General features: G+C 70.2%; 15 protein-coding genes, 1 tRNA gene, 1 pseudogene and 2 riboswitches. Of the genes and pseudogenes, 12 read left to right on the top strand and 5 right to left on the bottom strand.

Features of this window, described 5'->3' with window-relative positions; genetic code table 11:
* Positions 1–39: 39 nt before the first annotated feature.
* Positions 40–2,820 carry an FtsX-like permease family protein gene (locus ABT130_RS30700; protein WP_350961166.1) on the bottom strand — a complete coding sequence of 927 codons (2,781 nt, stop codon included), beginning with the start codon at positions 2,818–2,820 and terminating at the stop codon, positions 40–42.
* Positions 2,817–3,527: an ABC transporter ATP-binding protein gene (locus tag ABT130_RS30695; RefSeq protein ID WP_350961163.1), complete on the bottom strand. Its 711-nt coding sequence runs from the start codon at positions 3,525–3,527 to the stop codon at positions 2,817–2,819. The genes ABT130_RS30700 and ABT130_RS30695 overlap by 4 nt, the downstream gene beginning before the upstream one ends.
* A 65-nt stretch (positions 3,528–3,592) precedes the next feature.
* Between ABT130_RS30695 and ABT130_RS30690 the strand changes: the two genes are divergently transcribed.
* The 5 genes from ABT130_RS30690 (at position 3,593) to ABT130_RS30670 (ending at position 9,332) form a co-directional block, all read left to right on the top strand.
* Positions 3,593–4,180 (top strand): PadR family transcriptional regulator, encoded by a 588-nt coding sequence (locus ABT130_RS30690; RefSeq protein WP_350961161.1) that lies wholly within the window; start codon positions 3,593–3,595, stop codon positions 4,178–4,180.
* 70 nt (positions 4,181–4,250) lie between these two features.
* A riboswitch (glycine riboswitch) is annotated at positions 4,251–4,349 on the top strand.
* Positions 4,350–4,351: 2 nt separating this feature from the next.
* A riboswitch (glycine riboswitch) is annotated at positions 4,352–4,436 on the top strand.
* A 40-nt stretch (positions 4,437–4,476) separates the two neighbouring features.
* Complete coding sequence (gene gcvT / locus ABT130_RS30685; protein WP_350961158.1) at positions 4,477–5,568, top strand: glycine cleavage system aminomethyltransferase GcvT; 1,092 nt, start codon at positions 4,477–4,479, stop codon at positions 5,566–5,568.
* Positions 5,565–5,954 carry a glycine cleavage system protein GcvH gene (gene gcvH / locus ABT130_RS30680; RefSeq protein WP_030906360.1) on the top strand — a complete coding sequence of 130 codons (390 nt, stop codon included), beginning with the start codon at positions 5,565–5,567 and terminating at the stop codon, positions 5,952–5,954. Before gcvT ends, gcvH begins: the two co-directional genes overlap by 4 nt.
* Positions 5,955–6,024: 70 nt before the next feature.
* Positions 6,025–7,401, top strand: coding sequence for an L-serine ammonia-lyase (locus ABT130_RS30675; protein ID WP_350924841.1), 1,377 nt, complete (start codon positions 6,025–6,027; stop codon positions 7,399–7,401).
* 137 nt (positions 7,402–7,538) lie between these two features.
* Positions 7,539–9,332, top strand: coding sequence for a hypothetical protein (locus ABT130_RS30670; RefSeq protein ID WP_350961155.1), 1,794 nt, complete (start codon positions 7,539–7,541; stop codon positions 9,330–9,332).
* A 224-nt stretch (positions 9,333–9,556) separates the two neighbouring features.
* Here the strand turns inward: ABT130_RS30670 and ABT130_RS30665 are convergent, their stop codons facing one another.
* Positions 9,557–10,195 (bottom strand): DUF6286 domain-containing protein, encoded by a 639-nt coding sequence (locus ABT130_RS30665; protein WP_350961152.1) that lies wholly within the window; start codon positions 10,193–10,195, stop codon positions 9,557–9,559.
* 149 nt (positions 10,196–10,344) lie between these two features.
* Between ABT130_RS30665 and ABT130_RS30660 the strand changes: the two genes are divergently transcribed.
* Positions 10,345–11,538, top strand: a complete 1,194-nt coding sequence (locus ABT130_RS30660) for an amino acid deaminase/aldolase (RefSeq protein WP_350924834.1) — start codon at positions 10,345–10,347, stop codon at positions 11,536–11,538.
* A 138-nt stretch (positions 11,539–11,676) separates the two neighbouring features.
* Here ABT130_RS30660 and ABT130_RS30655 read toward each other — a convergent pair whose 3' ends face one another.
* Entirely contained in the window at positions 11,677–12,153 is a 477-nt protein-coding gene (locus ABT130_RS30655) for a hypothetical protein (protein ID WP_350961150.1), read from the bottom strand.
* A gap of 90 nt (positions 12,154–12,243) precedes the next feature.
* Positions 12,244–12,576, bottom strand: a complete 333-nt coding sequence (locus ABT130_RS30650; RefSeq protein ID WP_350924830.1) for a DUF3618 domain-containing protein — start codon at positions 12,574–12,576, stop codon at positions 12,244–12,246.
* A gap of 111 nt (positions 12,577–12,687) precedes the next feature.
* Here ABT130_RS30650 and bcp point away from each other — a divergent pair, with 111 nt between their 5' ends.
* The 6 genes and pseudogenes from bcp (at position 12,688) to ABT130_RS30620 (ending at position 16,981) form a co-directional block, all read left to right on the top strand.
* On the top strand, positions 12,688–13,152 hold the full coding sequence (bcp, locus tag ABT130_RS30645; protein ID WP_350924828.1) for a thioredoxin-dependent thiol peroxidase: 465 nt from the start codon (positions 12,688–12,690) through the stop codon (positions 13,150–13,152).
* A gap of 105 nt (positions 13,153–13,257) precedes the next feature.
* Positions 13,258–13,665, top strand: a pseudogene (locus tag ABT130_RS30640) (HNH endonuclease signature motif containing protein); the annotation flags it as partial.
* A gap of 28 nt (positions 13,666–13,693) precedes the next feature.
* A tRNA-Leu gene (locus tag ABT130_RS30635) sits at positions 13,694–13,766 on the top strand.
* A gap of 682 nt (positions 13,767–14,448) precedes the next feature.
* The gene (locus ABT130_RS30630) at positions 14,449–15,645 is read left to right on the top strand and encodes a sensor histidine kinase (protein ID WP_350961147.1); all 1,197 of its coding nucleotides are present in this window, start codon (positions 14,449–14,451) and stop codon (positions 15,643–15,645) included.
* A 106-nt stretch (positions 15,646–15,751) separates the two neighbouring features.
* Entirely contained in the window at positions 15,752–16,417 is a 666-nt protein-coding gene (locus ABT130_RS30625; protein WP_350961187.1) for a response regulator, read from the top strand.
* Positions 16,418–16,426: 9 nt separating this feature from the next.
* The gene (locus ABT130_RS30620; protein WP_350924824.1) at positions 16,427–16,981 is read left to right on the top strand and encodes a DUF1707 SHOCT-like domain-containing protein; all 555 of its coding nucleotides are present in this window, start codon (positions 16,427–16,429) and stop codon (positions 16,979–16,981) included.
* Positions 16,982–17,077: the final 96 nt, after the last annotated feature.

The raw sequence follows: 17,077 nt of genomic DNA, 5'->3' as shown, positions 1-17,077 counted from the left end.
GCGGCCCGCTCACCGTGGGGCGGAGCACCGGAGCCGGGCTCATTCCCGCGTGAGGATCAGGGCCAGCGGGAGCCGCTGCACCAGCAGGGCGGGAACAGCGGAGGCCAGGGCCGCGAACGTGACGGCCACCACCGCCGCGACCGCCGCTCCCACGACCACCGCACTCGGCAGGTCGCCCGCCAGCGCGAACGCGGCCGTCACCCCGCCCAGGACCCCGGCGAGGGCGCCGAGCAGGCCGATACCGGCCCCCTCCAGGACGATCAGCCGGGCCAGCGAGCCCCCCGACCAGCCCGAGGCGCGCAGCGCGGCCAGTTCGGTGTCGCGCTCCCGTACCCCCAGGTAGAGCACATCGGCCACGGCCAGCACCGCCAGCCCGAACATCACCGCGACAGCCGCGTAGTCGGCCGGGCGGGCCTGCACCACTATGGCGTCGCCGAGCAGCGAGCCCACCACCCGGCCGCGGAAGCCGTAGGTGACGCCGAGCAGCACCGTCAGCCCGAAGACCGCGGCCGCGAGCGTCGCCGCGCCCAGCAGGGTCCGCCCGGGGGACCTGGTCAACCCGCTCACCGCGAGCCCGGCCACCCCGCGCGGCGAGCGCGCCCTGCGCGGCAGCCGCACGGCTGGCCGCACCGCCTCCGCGGGCGGCACCCGCGAGGCCTGCCAGGCAGGGAGCAGGCCCGCCGACAGCGCCAGCATCACCGCCGCCGGGACCGCCAGCCACGCCCGCTGCCCCGGCGGCGCGCCCCCCGACCACAGGGCGACAGGCCAGGCCAGCGCGACGGACAGCAGGCCCGCCAGCAGGCCGATGGCGCCGACCTCACAGAGCACGGTCCCGAACAGTTTCGGCCGCGACCAGCCCAGGCAGGCCAGCACACCGAGCTCGGACCTCCTGGCCCGCACGATCGCCGCCGCACCGTTGAGCACGAACAACCCGCAGACGGCCAGGACCAGTACGAACAACACGAGCGACTTGCGGTCGGCGGCGTTCAGGATCCGGTAGGCGACGTTCTTGTTCACCCAGTCCTCCCGGAGGGTCAGCGCGGGACGCCCGAAGGACCCGGCGGGCAGGTCCACCGTCATCGGCGACGGCGACGAGCCGACCGTGATGTCCACCTTCAGTCCGGTGGCCGCCACGATGTCCCTGGCCACCTGACTGATCCGCTCCCGGCTGACCGGGTCGGGCCCGGTGACACCGTCGACCCGCACCCGTATGACGCTCAGCGGCGCCCGCGCCGCGGGCCGCCCCTCGGTCCTCTCCGCGATCTCCTCCAGCCACTGCAGGCTGGTGAGGAGCAGGGGCGGCGTCTGGAGGTATCCGGCGACGTTGTCGTTGGGCAGCAGAGCCCGGCCGCCGAGGAGCGCGGCGGTCCGGCCGTCGCCCGGCGTGGCGACCGGTGGGTTGTAGGTCTCCATGGGGAGCCGGGTCAGCTCGCTGAAACCGGGCAGCCTGGCCGGGTCGAACCGTCCGACGACGCGGGACTTGAGGTCCCCGGTGTAGCGTCTGGAGATCGCCCTGCGGTTCAGCGTGCGGAACTGGGTGTCGGATGCCCCGACCGTCGCGCCCGGGAAGTCCTTGGCCACGCCCGCCACCCCCGAGAACCACGGATCCTTCCAGACACCGGACCCGTTCCGCACCGGGAGCGCGGCGAGCTCACGCGCTCCCCGCTGCCGGTACTCGACGGGCCCGGATGCCCAGTACCTCGTCAACGGCACGTAGTGCCCGTCCGACAGGTCCGACCACCGGTCGAGCATCGACTCGTAGACCTGTCCGGCGTCGAGGGTGAGACGCCTGACCTCCTCGCCCCGGTTCGCGGCGAGATAGGGCAGAAGCCTCTTGGCCGGCACACCCTCGGTGACCTTCTCGGCCGCCTCGGCGGGCAGCCGCCGGATCACGACCTCGTCCCGCTGGTCCGCGTAGGGCACCGAGGCCGCGATCAGCGGGATCTCGTTGGGATCGTCCCTGGCCGCCTTCGCCGTGAGGTAACGTCCCTCGACCATCGCCCCCGCCAACCCGGCCAGCCGGGCCTCGGCATCCGGGTCGACGGCCGCGAGCACGAACGGGAACTCCTGGTAGAGCGGCACGCCCGCCTGGCCGGGCTTCAATCCGTTCCAGAAGTATCCGCCACCGTCGCCCAGACCGGTCCGCGTGGACCAGTAGCCGCGGTCGGGGAGCATCCGCTCGGAGGGGAACGGGCTGGTCCTCGCCGGGTCCTGCGACCAGCCGAGCGAGGTCGCCAACCGGACCCGCCGGCCGCCGGGCAGTTCCTCCTCGGCCGCCTCGACGAACTCGCCCCCGTCCGCGACCTCTGTGAAGTCGAGCGTGACGGGGCGGCGGGTGACGTACTCGTATTGGGGCTGCAGGAACGGGATCCGGGTGAGGCCCCGGTCGGTGACCCTGGTGCGCTCCACGCGCAGCATCGTGCGGTCGCCCTCGTGCAGCAGGTCCGTCACGTCGACCCTGACACCTGCCGTGTGCACGACATGACCGATCATGCCGATCGGGGCGGCGACCTCGACGCCGTTGACCCGCTTGATCCGCTCGTACTGGTCGAAGGTGATCCCCCCGAAGATGCCCGACAGGTAGTTGGCGCGGACCAGCCCCTGCGACCGCTCGATGGCGGTGGCCGAGTTCTCCGGGCGGACCAGGATGTCGTACTGCGCCCGGAAGTTCTCCCCGACGGTGCCGATGATCTCCAGACGCTGGGTCTCGGCGGTGCCGGTCAGCACGGTGAACCCGGTGGCCGCGACCACGATGCCGAGCAGGAGCACCAGTGCCCGGACGAGCCGGTGGCGAAGCTGGGCCCAGACCAGGCGGGTCATCCGAGCCGCCCGATCCGGCCGAGCACGTCCTGGGCGGGCGTCACCCGGTCGTCGCCGGTGATCCGGCCGTCACGCATCCGAACCACCCGATCGCACGCCGCCGCCACCTCGGGGTTGTGGGTGGCGACCAGCATGGTCATGCCGTACTCCTCCCGCAGGGAGAACAGCAGGTCCACGATCTCCTGGCCGGTGACGCTGTCGAGGTTGCCGGTGGGCTCGTCCGCCAGGAGCAGAGGCGGATGGGCGATCAGCGCCCGGGCGATCGCCACCCGCTGCTGCTGCCCGCCGGAGAGCTCGCCGGGCAGCGCCCGTTCCCGGTCGGCCAGCCCGACCGCGGCCAGCAGTTCCCTGGCGCGGGCCCGACGGTCGAAGCCCACCCTGCGCGGCAGCACGGGGGCGAGCACGTTGTCCAGCAGGCTCAGCGCCGGGAGCAGGTGGAAGCGCTGGAAGACGAAGCCCACCGCGCGCCGGTGCCGGTCGAGACCCCGGCGCCCGAGATCGTCGACGCGCTTCCCTCCGACGTGGATCTCGCCCCCGTCGGGGAGATCCATCGCACCGACAAGATGGAGGAGCGTGGACTTGCCCGCTCCCGAGGGCCCGGTGAACGCGACCGCCTGACCTGCCTCGACCTCCAGGCCGACCTCGTCGAGTGCCCTGGTGGAGCCGTGGATGCGGCTGACGCCTCGCAGGCTGACTTCAACGCTCATGACCGATACATTGTCACAATGTACGAGGGTCCGTGAAGTTCCTATCTTGTGACAATGTAGGAATCATGCCACTTAGCCATGCCGTGCTCACCCTGCTGGCCGACGGGCCCAGCCACGGCTACGAACTCAAGGCCCGGTTCGAGGCGGCGGTCGGCCCCCAGTGGGGCGGCCTCAACATCGGGCACCTGTACCAGATCCTGGACCGGCTGGTCAGGGACGGCCACGTGACCCGCAGCCACGTGACCCAGAGCGACCGCCCGGACAAGACGCTGTACCGGCTGACCGAGAGCGGCGCCGGTGAGCTGCGGGAGTGGGCGGGCGCTCCCTGGGTCCGCTCGTCGGGGTTCCGGGACGAACTGTTCCTCAAGCTGCTCGCGGCCACCCGGCTGGGCACGGACGCGCTCGGCTCGTTCGTGTCCGCTCAGCGCCAGGCCTACCTCTCGGACCTGGCGGCGCTGACACGCCTGCGCCGCGAACAGGACGACCCTCTGGTGTCCCTGCTCATCGACGCGGCCATCGCGCACAGCAGAGCCGACCTGCAGATCGTCGACGGCGCCGAGGAGCGCCTGGCGGCGATGGCCACCGCCGGCGCGGACGTGCACACCGTAAGGCCCGAGGGCGATGATCTCCGGGCACTGGGCGAGGGGGCCTGATCCCGGCCGGCAGGCGCGAGGGGATTTCGCTCGGCCGGTGCGGGCGGTTAGGCTGGCCTGCGACACCGATGAACCCCGCGCGGGAGAGTGTCCTGACATCCAGGCCAGGACCCCTGAAGGAGCAAGCCCTCCCCGCGAACCTCTCAAGGCAAAGGACCGTGCGGGTAGGTGCCTCTGGAAAGCAGGTCCCACGACCTCGCCGAAGGTGAAAGTCCGGTAAAACCCGGATGAAACTCTCAGGCACCAATGACAGAGGGGGAGGATGATCTCATCTGTCCCTTGTCTGAGGTGCGAACATGTCCCGACCTACGCCGCTGTGCGGCGTGCACGAGTCCCTCGGCGCGACGCTGACCGACTTCGCGGGCTGGCTGATGCCGCTCCGCTACGGCAGCGAGTCCGCCGAGCACAACGCGGTCCGCCAGGCGGCCGGCCTGTTCGACCTCTCCCACATGGGTGAGATCTTCGTGACCGGCCCGCAGGCCGCCGAGGCACTCGACTACGCGCTGGTCGGCCACCTCTCCGCGTTGGCGCCCGGCCGCGCCCGCTACACGATGATCGTCGACGCCGGGGGCGGCGTGCTGGACGACCTGATCGTCTACCGGCTGGCCCCCGAAGAGTTCATGGTCGTCGCCAACGCCTCCAACTACCCCCGGGTGGCCGCCGAGCTGACCGAGCGCGCCAAGGACTTCGACGCCGCGGTGCGGGACCGCTCCGAGGAGTACGCGCTGGTCGCCGTCCAGGGGCCGCGCTCGGTGGAGATCCTGAGCACTCTCACCGACGCCGACCTGGACGGGCTCGGGTACTACGCGGGCCTGCCCGCAGTGGTGGCCGGACACGAGGTCCTCGTCGCCCGCACCGGATACACCGGCGAGGACGGCTTCGAGCTGTTCGTCGCGGCCTCGGCGGCGGAATCCCTCTGGACCGCCCTCACCGAGGCGGGCGCGCCGCACGGGCTGGTCCCCGCCGGCCTGTCCGCGCGCGACACCCTCCGCCTGGAGGCGGGCATGCCGCTCTACGGCAACGAACTCTCCGCGGACCTCACTCCGTTCGACGCCGGGCTCGGCCGTGTGGTGAGGTTTGACAAGCCGGGCGACTTCGTCGGCCGGGCCGCCCTCGAACCGCTCAGGGACGTCCCGCCGGCCCGTCGTCTGGTCGGCCTGGTCGCGAGCGGCCGCAGGGTGCCCCGGCACGGGTATCCGGTGGTGGTCGCCGATGACGGCACGGTCGCCGGGGAGGTCACCAGCGGGGCGCCCTCCCAGACACTGGGCAGGCCCATCGCCATGGCCTACGTGGACAGCGGCCTGTCGTCGGGGCTGGCCGTCGACATCCGGGGCAGCCGCGAGCCGGTCGAGGTCGTCGAACTGCCTTTCTACAGGAGGAAAAAATGAGCAGCATTCCCGAGGACCTGCACTACACCAAGGAACACGAGTGGATCGGCGGCGTCGACGACGGCCTGACCCTCACCGTGGGCATCACCGCCTACGCCGCCGAGGCGCTGGGCGACGTGGTCTACGTGCAGGTACCCGAGGTCGGCGCGTCGATCGCCACCGGTGACGCCGTCGGCGAGGTCGAGTCGACCAAGTCGGTGAGTGACATCTTCGCACCGGTCACCGGCGAGGTCGTGGAGGTCAACCAGGCGGTCGTGGACGACCCCTCGCTGGTCAACAGCGACTCCTACGGCGACGGCTGGCTGTTCCGGGTACGTCTTGAGGGCTCCGCCGACGACCTGCTGTCGCCGGAGGAGTACACCGCGCTCACCTCGGGTGAGTCATAAGTTCGACGCCTCGCGTCGCGGTCACGCGCGTCCCCGGGCGCGCGTGACCGTCCACGCTGGAAGGATTCAGATGACGATCAGTGTCTTCGATCTCTTCAAGATCGGAATCGGCCCGTCCAGCTCGCACACCGGCGGCCCGATGGCCGCCGCCCACAAGTTCGCCCGGGGCCTGCACCGGGACGGGCTGCTGGAGAAGACCGCGCGGGTGAGCGCCATCCTGTACGGCTCGCTCGGGCTGACCGGCAAGGGCCACGGCAGCGACAAGGCGGTGCTGCTCGGCCTGTCGGGCGAGAAACCCGAGCTGGTCGACGTCGACACGGTCGACGAGCGGCTGGCCGCCATGCGCGCCTCGGGCACCGTCCGCCTGTACGGCTCCCACGAGATCCCCTTCGTCATCGGCGAGGACCTCGTCTTCGAACGCAAGATCTCGCTCCCCCACCACCCCAACGGCATGCGCTTCACCGCCCTGTCGGAGTCCGGCGAGACGCTGCGCGAGAAGGTCTACTACTCGGTGGGCGGCGGCTTCGTCGTCGACGAGAACGCCACCGGCGCCGACCGGATCAAACCCGACGACACGGTCCTGCCGCACCCCTTCACCACGGCCGCGGAGCTGCTCGCCCAGTGCGCGGAGACCGGGCTGTCGATCTCCGGGCTGATGCTGGAGAACGAGCGGGCGTTCGGCCGCACCGAGGCCGAGATCCGCGCCCAGCTGCTCGTCCTGTGGCAGGTCATGAGCGAGTGCGTGCGGCGGGGCATCGGCAAGGAGGGCGTGCTGCCCGGCGGCCTGAAGGTCCGCCGCCGCGCCCACCAGCTCCACCGGCAGCTGCGGAGCGAGCCGGGAGAGAAGGACTCGCTGCAGACGATGGACTGGGTCTCGCTGTTCGCCCTCGCGGTCAACGAGGAGAACGCCGCCGGCGGCCGGATCGTCACCGCGCCCACCAACGGCGCCGCGGGCATCATCCCCGCCGTGCTCACCTACTACGACCGCTTCGTCCGCGAATCCGATGACGAGGGGGTGATCCGCTTCCTGCTGACCGCGGGGGCGATCGGCGTGCTGTTCAAGGAGAACGCCTCCATCTCCGGGGCCGAGGTGGGCTGCCAGGGTGAGGTCGGCTCCGCCTGCTCGATGGCCGCCGCCGGGCTCACCGAGGTGATGGGCGGCACCCCCGAGCAGGTCGAGAACGCCGCCGAGATCGGCATCGAGCACAACCTGGGGCTGACCTGCGACCCGATCGGCGGCCTGGTGCAGATCCCGTGCATCGAGCGCAACGCCGTCGCCTCGATCAAGGCCATCGCCGCGGCCAGGATCGCGCTGCGCGGCGACGGCCGCCACTTCGTCTCGCTGGACAAGGCCATCAAGACGATGCGCGACACCGGCCGCGACATGCTCGACAAGTACAAGGAGACCAGCCGCGGCGGGCTCGCGGTGAACGTCATCGAGTGCTGAACGCCTCCCCGGAACCGCGCTTCAGATGAGGAACACCGCATAGAACTCGATCGCCACCAAATTTCGCATCACGTATAGGCCCCTCCCGTCCCGCGCCTATGCTGGGTGGCCATGTCCGCGGGACTCGGGAGGTCGTGGTGGCAACGGGAACGCACCCGGCGAACCGTACCTCGCGGGTGCTCCGTTTCTTCGGGGCACACTGGCTCTTCATCGCCGCCCTGCTGGCCGGCGGCTGCCTGCGCGCCCTGGCCGTGCTCGGCTACCGGCCCGCCCTGTGGTTCTGGGCCGACTCCTTCGTCTACCTGAACGCCGGGCTCGACCCTCGCCCCCTGGAGTCCCGTCCCGCGGGCTACTCGCTGTTCCTGTGGATCCTCAAGCCGCTGGCCAGCGTCCAGGCCGTGGTCGTCGTCCAGCACCTGCTCGGGCTGGCCGTGGCGCTCTGCGTCTACCTGCTGCTGCGCAGGCTGGGCCGCCTGCCGGGATGGGGCGCGACGCTCGCCGCGCTGCCGGTGCTGCTGGACGCCCACCAGATCCAGCTCGAACACCTCGTCATGGCGGACCTGCTCTTCCAGTTCCTGGCGGTGCTGGCGGTCACCCTGCTGCTGTGGCGGCAACGCCCGGCCGCCTGGGTCGCGGCGCTGGCCGGCCTGCTGCTGGCCGCCGCGACGGTCACCCGGACCATCGGGCTGCCGCTGATCGCCGTGGCGCTGGTCTGCCTGGTGATCCGCCGGGCCGGGTGGCGGGCGGTCGTCTCCGCGACCCTGACCGCCGCCATCGGCCTGGGCTCGTACGCCGCCTGGTTCGAATCCGAGCACGGCAGCTACGCGCTGACCCGGGGCAGCACCTTCCTGTGGGCGCGGACGATGACCTTCGCCGACTGCGCCAGGATCCAGCCGACCGGCCCCGAGGCGGCCCTGTGCCCCGTCGAACCGGTGGGACAGCGCGCGGCGCCGCCGGTCTACATCTGGGACGGCGCCTCACCGCTGAACAAGGTCAAGGGCAGCTGGGCCGAGCGCGACGCGCTCGCCGGCGCCTTCGCCACCCAGGCCATCAAGGCCCAGCCGCTGGACTTCCTGCGGGCGGGCCTCGACGACGCGGTCCACATCTTCGACTGGACCCGGCGCGTCTACCCGACCCCCGGACCGCAGAGCGCCTACGTCTTCCCCGACACGCTGCGCCCCTTCCCCACCGGGGCCGCCTCGCAGGGGAAGACCGCCGAGCAGCTGACCGTGGCCTACCAGGGCGCCTCGGGAGCGCCGACGATGGCCGAGCCGTACGCGGGCTGGTTGCGCGGCTACCAGGAGTACGGCTTCGTGCGCGGCCCGTTCCTCGCGGTGATCTGCCTGGTCGGCCTGGTCGGCGTGCTGATGCGGCTGCGGCGGCTCGGCGGCGCGGTGCTGCTGCCCTGGGCCGCGGGGACCATGCTGCTGATCCTGCCGCCCTTCATCGCGGCCTTCGACCACCGCTACGTGGTGCCCGCGCTCCCGCTGGTCTGCCTGGCCGCCGGACTGGCCTTCGGCGTCCGGCACCAGGAGAGTGCCCCCGAGGAACCGGCGGAGGAGAAACCGGACTTCGAACCGGACTCCGAACCGGACTACGGCAGGACCGTCGAGCGGCCGGTGTACGCGAGCCCCGTCGCGGAGCCGGCGTACGACAGGTCAGCGGCGGCGGACGTGCAGACGAACCATCGCGCCGAGTTCTACCTCCCCGAGAGCCCGTCTGACCTTCCCCACCGCGTCCTTGTTCAGCCGCGCCACGAGTCTGCCGACATCGGTCCCCGGCGCGCAGCCCACACTGATTCGCAACCGCTCGTGCCTTACGTACCTGACCCGAATCCGGACGAGCCCTTCGACTTCTTTAAGGGCAACAGCGAGCATGGCGGTCCCCGTTCCGGTCCGCCTGCCCCACCGTCCCCAGCCCAGGGCGTGTAGCAGCCACCGCACTGCCAGCAGCGCGAGCACCACCAGCAGCAGCGCGACCAGCCAGCCCAGCCACGGATGCGCGGCCAGCCAGCCGGGGAACCCCCCGTGCACGAGCCTGGCCCCGGGCGGCTGACCGGGCAGGTCGCCACGTCCCCGCAGGAAGGCGTAGAGACCGGCGCAGACCAGTACCGCGCCGGTGACGGCCAGGCCGATCCGGTTGCCGAGATACGGTCTCATCTGACCCTCCGCCTGCGCAGCCGCACCACGACGTCGCCCGCGCACATCGCGCCCAGGCCCGCCATCCGGTCGCCCACCGCCGCGCCCACCCCGCGCAGCACCGGCCCGGTCCGCTCGGCCTCGGTGAACACGGTGACCTCGACGATCCGCGACGCGAGCCGGACCCGTGCCCCGCTCACCTCCTCCACCGACGCCGCCGCCTCCCCCAGCGTGCGGCAGAGCCCGGATCTGGTGATCCCGATCACCATGTGCGGGTCTCCCGACTCCAGCGGCACCAGCCTGGGTCGTCCCGGCAGGGCCGCGAGCCCGAGCATCAGCAGGCCCGCCGCCATGGCGAGCACCGCCATGGCGAACAGGACGGGGTCCGACCAGCTCCACGAGCCTGCCCCGTTGACGAGCCGCCGGTAGGGCATTCGCGCGACGGGCGACTCCATCAGCAGGCCCACGGTCACCGAGGCAGAGACCGACAGCACGACGGACGCCACCAGCGCCGCCGGCACGCCCGCCGGGGTCCTCCCCGGCCGGAGCAGCCGCACCGACCTGCGGCGGACGTCCTGAAACTGCTCGGCCGCCCTGCCTCCCGCGCTCCCGGTGCTCCCCGAGCCCGCCAGGACGTCCTGGAGAGTAGTCGTCATTCGGTCAGGTGTACGCGTTCCGGCGAGGTCGAGGCCGGGATCAACCGCCCTCTTGCGCGATCTTGGGGCCCTCCTGGCGGGAGCATTGAGCACCTCTCCAGCAACATGAACAGTACTCATATTCTTTCGAGCCGGGTTATCCTGCGAACATGGACGACCTCCAGCGCTACAACCGGGCCACCGCACACCTGGATCCCCCCTTCGCCGTCCTCGACCTGCCCGCCCTGCGCGCCAACGCCGAGGGAATGCTCCACCGGGCTCACGGCAAGCCGATCAGGGTCGCGAGCAAGTCCATCAGGTCCCGGGCCGTGCTCGAACGGATCCTCGCCATGGACGGCTTCACCGGGATCATGGCCTTCACCCTCCCCGAAGCCCTCTGGCTGGTCTCCACCGGAATGCGGAACGTGCTCGTCGCCTACCCCACGGTGGACCGCGCCGCGCTCGCCGAACTGGCCGCCGAACCGCTCGCCGCACGGGAAATCACCATCATGGTGGACCGGATCGACCACCTCGACCTCGTCGACTCCGCCGTCGCCGGCGTCCACGACCGCCAGGAGATCCGGGTCTGCCTCGACATCGACGCGGGCTACCTCGCCTTCGGCGGCCGGTTCCGGGCGGGCGTCCGCCGCTCCCCCATCCGCGAGAGCGACCAGGCCGCCGACCTGGCCACCCAGATCGCCAAACGCCCCGGATTCCGCCTCGTGGGCGTGATGGCGTACGAGGCGCAGATCGCCGGGGTCGGCGACGACCCTCCCGGCAAGCCCGCCCTCACCCGGGCCATCCGCCTGATGCAGACCCGGTCCCAGCGCGAGCTGATCACCCGCAGGGGCCGGATCGTCCAGGCCGTCCGCCAGATCACCGACCTGGAGTTCGTCAACGGCGGCGGCACCGGCAGCATCGAGAAGACCGCCAGGGAAAGAGCCATCACCGAGATCGCCGCCGGCTCCGGCTTCTTCCACCCCCGCCTGTTCGACTTCTACCGGGGCTTCGGCGGCCACCCCGCCGCCCTCTTCGCCCTGCCCGTCGTACGCCGCCCCGCACCCGGCGTCGTCACGGTCCTCGGCGGCGGCTACCCGGCCTCCGGCGCCCCCGGCGCCGACCGCCTGCCCCAGCCCTACCTGCCGTGCGGGCTGCGATACGACCCCAACGAGGGAGCCGGCGAGGTACAGACCCCCCTGGTCGGACAGGCCGCCGAGGACCTGCGCACCGGCGACCGGGTCTGGTTCAGGCACGCCAAGGCCGGCGAGCTCTGCGAGCGCTTCGCCGGCCTGTACCTGATCGACGGGGACAGGGTCGTGGACGAGGTCCCCACCTACCGGGGCGAGGGCCGCACCTTCCTCTGACCCGCCACCCGTGCACGCGGAGCGGGCACCTCGCCCACCGGCGGGTGCCCGCTCGTGTCTCATCCCCCACCCTCCGGCCACGGCAGCCCGCGCTGCCCGCGCCCGGAGAGGCCCCCGTACGGGGCTCAGCGGAAACCTCTAGAAGCCCAGGTCGAGCTCGTACCACCTGCTGCACTTGTAGGTGGACCAACCCCGGTAGCTGATCTGGCAGGTCTTCACCCGCACCTCGCTGACGTCGTGCGCCGTGACGCGGAAGTACTTGGTGTCGTCATAGCCGCACTGCTTCACCCGCTTGATGACATTCCAGTCCTCGTCATCGGACGAGGCGGCCTGCACCTCGAAGTAGGCACACCGCCCGCCCCGGGCCAGCGAACGCCGGTCACCGTCGTACAGCCCGCCCCCCAGCACGAACGTGTTCTCGTCCTCGTCGTCGCCCTCGACCGAGTATTCGGCCTCGACCGTGGCCAGCCCGTTCCTGGACTCCTGGTCGAAGCTGTCGTCGAAGTCACGCGCGGCCGACGCCGGCGCCGCCGCCGCGAAGGCGGCCGGAGCCACCGTCAGCATGAGACCGGTGGTCGCCGCCACCGCGACCGCAGCGCGAATGATGCTTTTCACGGATTTACCCTCCCTTTTCCCTGCTCGCAATATTCCGCGAGCAAGGAAAAGGGCACATGAGTAAACCCCTACTCAATTCGGGGCCGCCGATCACCGGCGACGGCGCCGCCACAACATGATCACCGCACTGACCGCCAGCACCGCGCCCACGCCGATCAGGATCGGCGCCAGCTCAGGCCGATCGTCCGCCCACAGGTCCTCAGGCTCGCCCTCGGCCCTGACCGGCCTCGGCCCCGCCACACCGCCCACCAGATCACCCACCTGGGCGACAAAATGCTCGGCATTCGCCCTGACCTTCGCCACGCCACGCTCCGCGACCCGCTTGGGGCTCACCCGGTCCGCGATGGCGTCCACCGTCTGGGCCAACTCCGCGCGCGTGCGCTCGATCTGCCGCTCCAACTCCGCGGGATCGGTGTCCGCCATGGCTCTCCTCCCCTACTCCTTGACACCGATCAGTCTGTCAGGTCCGGCCTACCCACGGCACTTCGGACAGGCCGGTAAGTTGACCTGGGAACCATTCCTCGGAGGGACATCATGAAACTCGAGCCGGGCGACGCCGCCCCGGACTTCACGCTTCCGGCCGCCGACGGCACCACCGTGTCGCTTGAGCAGTACCGCGGCAGGCGCGTCATCCTCTACTTCTACCCCGCCGCGATGACCCCGGGCTGCACCAAACAGGCCTGCGACTTCCGCGACAGCCTGGCCTCGCTCGGCTCGGCCGGCCTCGCCGTGCTCGGCGTCTCGAAGGACACCCCCGCCAAGCTCGCCAAGTTCGTCGAGCGCGACGCCCTGACCTTCCCGCTCCTGTCCGACCCCGCGCTGGAGGTCCACAAGGCCTACGACGCCTACGGGGAGAAGATGATGTACGGCAAGACGACGGTCGGGGTCATCCGCTCCACCTTTGTCATCGACGCCGACGGCAAGATCGAGAAAGCTCTCTACAACGTGAAGGCGACCGGCCACGTGGCCCGGCTCCGCCGCGAACTCGGCGTCGATTAAATCCCTTTTTTTAGCCATTTATCATGACGTGGGCACGCGTCGAGAATTGTCGTACCCGTTACCTAGACTTGACGCGTGCCCGTCAAATACAAATACACCCCCGAAATGCTGGCGGAGGCCGCAGCCGACTCCCTCAGCATCGCCGATGTCCTCCGCCGCCTCGGCATCACCATCGCGGGCGGCAACCACGCCCACATCAGTCGCCAGCTGAAGCGCTTCGGAATCGACACGTCGCACTTTCGCGGGGTCTCCCCCAACAGAGGGAAGCCCTCACCACGACGCAGTCGCCCGGAACAGGTTCTCGCCATACGATCGGAGGGCAGCCCTCGCCCAGACCCCGGGCAGCTCAGGCGCAGCTTGATCGAGATCGGGATGCCATACCGCTGCGCGGGCTGTAGGATCGAGGGCGCCTGGCAAGGTCAGGCATTGACACTGCACGTTGACCACATCAATGGCAACTGGCTGGACAACAGAAAAGAAAACCTGCGCTTTCTCTGCCCCAATTGCCATTCACAGACAGAGAATTTCGCAGGCAAGAATAGGGGTCGTAGCCCAACGGCAGAGGCCACGGTTTTAGGTACCGTCCAGAGCGGGTTCGAATCCCGTCGACCCCACAAAACAATTCAAAGCCAACCGGTCGACATGAAGTCGATAGACACCAGCATAACAATATCGGCCCAGGATTCATTCTTCATAGAGTATTGCCGGACCGAAAGACGATTCGCGTCGAGATCTGCGGTCATTCGCAGAGCCATTCAATTACTGCGCGAATCCGTCCTCGCGGAAGACCGTGCCGCCGCGTCCGGTGTGGCGGGTGAGGCCGGGGATGCACGTTCGGGTGGCTTCGCCGTGGGTGACGGCTTCGGTGAGTCACCCGCGTGAGCTCCGGTCGACCGCTCGTGGGACCGGCGTCGCCCGGAACGGCACGATGTCCACCGCTGGACGGGAAAAACCTTGTGGATCCGCGCGGGTAAGCGGGTGATTCGGGTGAGATCACCGAAGCATCCGAGCGGGCGCGGAGCGGTATCCGGTGTGGCGACTATCCGTCACGGCGGGGGGACGGGGGAAAACGTCAGGTCGCGCGGCGTGGTCTAAATGCCGCGCGACCCGGCGTCGTTGTGACTGATCATCACAAACTGTCTCCCTTTACTCACCCCGGAGGGTGCTCCCATAAACCATGGTGCCGTACGGGCCGTAAAGGCTCTGTAAGTCTCGCCGGATGTGCGACCTGGGTCGTACATCGGGCTCCACCTTCCGGGGGAAGGGCGGTGATCTGCGTATACGTATCGTGGTGGTGTGTTCGGCAGACTACGCGCCTGGGGCAGGCGCCATCCCGGGATTACGGACGCGCTGTGGCTGAGCCCGTTCCTGCTGCTCTCCGTGCTCAATGTCTGGCCCCTGACGGGTGGCCTGGAGACATGGGGGGCGGCGAGGCTCGGGCTCTGGGGGTTCGCGGGGCTGTGGCTGCTGCTGTTCGTGCCCCTGTTCTGGATGCGGCAGCGTCCCGTCACGGTCTTCGTGATCATCTCGCTGACCTGTTTCCTGCAGTGGCTGCTCAGTGTGCAGCCCTTGTTCTTCAATGTCTCGGTGCTCGTCGCCATGTACGGGGTGGCGTCGCGCCGTCCGTTGCGCTGGGCGGTCGGTGCGGGCCTGGTGGTGGAGTTGGGGTTGGCGCTGGCACTCGCGCGCCCGGGGCTGGAACTCGACCTGGACACCTTTGCCTCGGCCTCGGCGTTCGTGGCCGCGATCTGGATCGCGGGGATCTACGCGAACACCCGTCGCCGCTATCTGGAGGGGTTGGAGGAGCGGGCCGAGCGGGCCGAGTGGGAGCGTGATCAGCAGGCCCGGTTGGCGGCGGCGGCGGAGCGGGCTCGGATCGCCCGTGAGCTGCACGATGTGGTCGCGCACAACGTGAGCGTGATGATCGTTCAGGCCGACGGCGCGGGGTATGCGATCGAGCATGATTCGGAGCAGGCTCGCCAGGCGATGCGGGCGGTCTCGGCCACGGGGCGCAGGGCGCTGGCGGAGATGCGGCGGATGGTGGGGGTGTTGCGGGCCGACGGGGTGCAGGAGGAGTACGCTCCGCAGCCGGGCCTGTCACAGCTGGACGATCTGGTGGCGCGGGTGCGCGGGTCCGGGCTGCCGGTGGAGCTGCGGGTGTCCGGTGTTCCTCTGGAGCTTCCTGAGGGGGAGCAGCTGACCGTCTATCGGATCGTGCAGGAGGCGCTCACCAATACTCTCAAGCACGGCGGTCCGGAGAGCAGGGCCGTGGTGGAGATGGAGTACGGCGTGCGGGAGTTGCTGTTGCGGGTGACCGACGACGGTCGTGGTGCCGCGGCGCCGCAGCGTGAGGGCGGGCACGGCCTGGTCGGCATGCGGGAGCGGGTCGCGCTGTTCGGTGGGAGTGTGGAGGCGAGGCCCGGTCCCGGTGGCGGTTTCCGGGTGGTGGCGCGGCTGCCGATCGGTGAGGCCGGGACGGGTCGGGCGGCTTGAGAGTGGGCGTCCGGGTCGGGTGTGGTGGCGGTCGGGTGCGTTCGGTGGAGAACGGCCGGGCGTGTCCCGTGGAGAGCAGGACGGGTGTGGAGCGGTGAGCGACCGGGTGATTCGGGTGATGCTGGTCGACGATCAGGAGTTGCTGCGTACCGGGTTCCGGATGGTGCTCGGTGCCCATCCCGGTATCGAGGTCGTCGCGGAGGCGGGCAACGGGGCCGCCGCGGTGGAGGCGGTGCGGGCGGTCGAGGTCGACGTGGTGCTGATGGATGTGCGGATGCCGGTCATGGACGGGGTGGAGGCGACGCGGTTGATCTGTTCGATGGCCGGGGGGCCTCGGGTGCTGATCCTGACCACGTTCGATCTGGACGAGTACGCGTTCGCGGCGTTGAAAGCGGGGGCGTCGGGGTTCCTGCTGAAGGATGTGCCGCCCGCTGATCTGGTGAGTGCGATCCATTCGGTGCACAGCGGGGACGCGGTGGTGGCGCCGAGCACGACGCGGCGGTTGCTGGAGCGGTTCGCGGTGCATCTTCCCTCGGCGGGGGTGGCCGAGCCGGCCGTGCTGTCGGGGTTGACGGCGCGGGAGCGTGAGGTGCTGGTGCTGGTGGCGAGGGGGTTGTCGAACATGGAGATCGCCGGTCGGCTGGAGTTGGCGGAGGCGACCGTCAAGACGCATCTGGGCCGGGTGCTGGCCAAGCTGGGCCTGCGGGATCGGGCACAGGTCGTTGTGTATGCCTATGAGTCCGGGCTCGTAACTCCACATTCGGCCGACTAGCATCGTCACATGACGGATCTCAATGGTCGGCTCCGCGCATCGCATGCCGACCGTGACGCGGTCATCGAGCGGTTACGCGTGGCCGCGGGAGACGGGCGGCTCACGCTGGAGGAGCTGGAGGAGCGGATCGAGCAGGCGCAGTCCGCCAGGACGTACGACGACCTGAGGGCGCTGACCTCGGATCTGCCGGGAGACTCGTCGCCTGCCGTACCGGGTGTCAGCGGGGTTCTGGAGCTGCGGACGAAGCACGGATTGGCGCAGCGGACGGGTCACTGGGTGGTGCCCGCGCACATCGTGGCGAGTTGCGCTTCGGGCAGGGTGAAGATCGACTTCACCGGGGCGGTGTGCTCGCACCGTGAGGTGCTGCTGGAGGTGACCTGCGGGATGGGTGAGATCCGGGTGATCGTGCCGCGCGGGTGGACCGTGTGGGTCGACACGCTGGCGACGAACATGGGCACGATCAGCAACAAGGCCACCGATCCGGGCCTTCCGGACGCGCCGACGCTGCGCGTCACCGGCAAGGTCGGCCTGGGCAGCTTCAAGATCAGATACCCGCGGAAGTAACCGTCAACGGAAACGACCTCCGGCGTGGGCGGGCCCCGATGGAAGTGATCTCGGGCACGCGTGAGGCCCCGGTCGTCTCGGCCGAATGGCCGAGGT

Origin of the sequence: Streptosporangium sp. NPDC001681, from assembly GCF_040298085.1 — a bacterium.
Taxonomy (GTDB): Bacteria; Actinomycetota; Actinomycetes; order Streptosporangiales; family Streptosporangiaceae; genus Streptosporangium.
Note: the sequence above shows the minus strand (reverse complement) of the source record. Positions and strands in the feature narration are given on the sequence as shown.

Coding starts and splice junctions, on each gene's coding strand:
- ABT130_RS30700 (WP_350961166.1), bottom strand. CDS start 2,820: ATGACCCGCCTGGTCTGGGCCCAGCTTCGCCACCGGCTCGTCCGGGCA.
- ABT130_RS30695 (WP_350961163.1), bottom strand. CDS start 3,527: ATGAGCGTTGAAGTCAGCCTGCGAGGCGTCAGCCGCATCCACGGCTCC.
- ABT130_RS30690 (WP_350961161.1), top strand. CDS start 3,593: ATGCCACTTAGCCATGCCGTGCTCACCCTGCTGGCCGACGGGCCCAGC.
- gcvT (WP_350961158.1), top strand. CDS start 4,477: ATGTCCCGACCTACGCCGCTGTGCGGCGTGCACGAGTCCCTCGGCGCG.
- gcvH (WP_030906360.1), top strand. CDS start 5,565: ATGAGCAGCATTCCCGAGGACCTGCACTACACCAAGGAACACGAGTGG.
- ABT130_RS30675 (WP_350924841.1), top strand. CDS start 6,025: ATGACGATCAGTGTCTTCGATCTCTTCAAGATCGGAATCGGCCCGTCC.
- ABT130_RS30665 (WP_350961152.1), bottom strand. CDS start 10,195: ATGACGACTACTCTCCAGGACGTCCTGGCGGGCTCGGGGAGCACCGGG.
- ABT130_RS30660 (WP_350924834.1), top strand. CDS start 10,345: ATGGACGACCTCCAGCGCTACAACCGGGCCACCGCACACCTGGATCCC.
- ABT130_RS30650 (WP_350924830.1), bottom strand. CDS start 12,576: ATGGCGGACACCGATCCCGCGGAGTTGGAGCGGCAGATCGAGCGCACG.
- bcp (WP_350924828.1), top strand. CDS start 12,688: ATGAAACTCGAGCCGGGCGACGCCGCCCCGGACTTCACGCTTCCGGCC.
- ABT130_RS30620 (WP_350924824.1), top strand. CDS start 16,427: ATGACGGATCTCAATGGTCGGCTCCGCGCATCGCATGCCGACCGTGAC.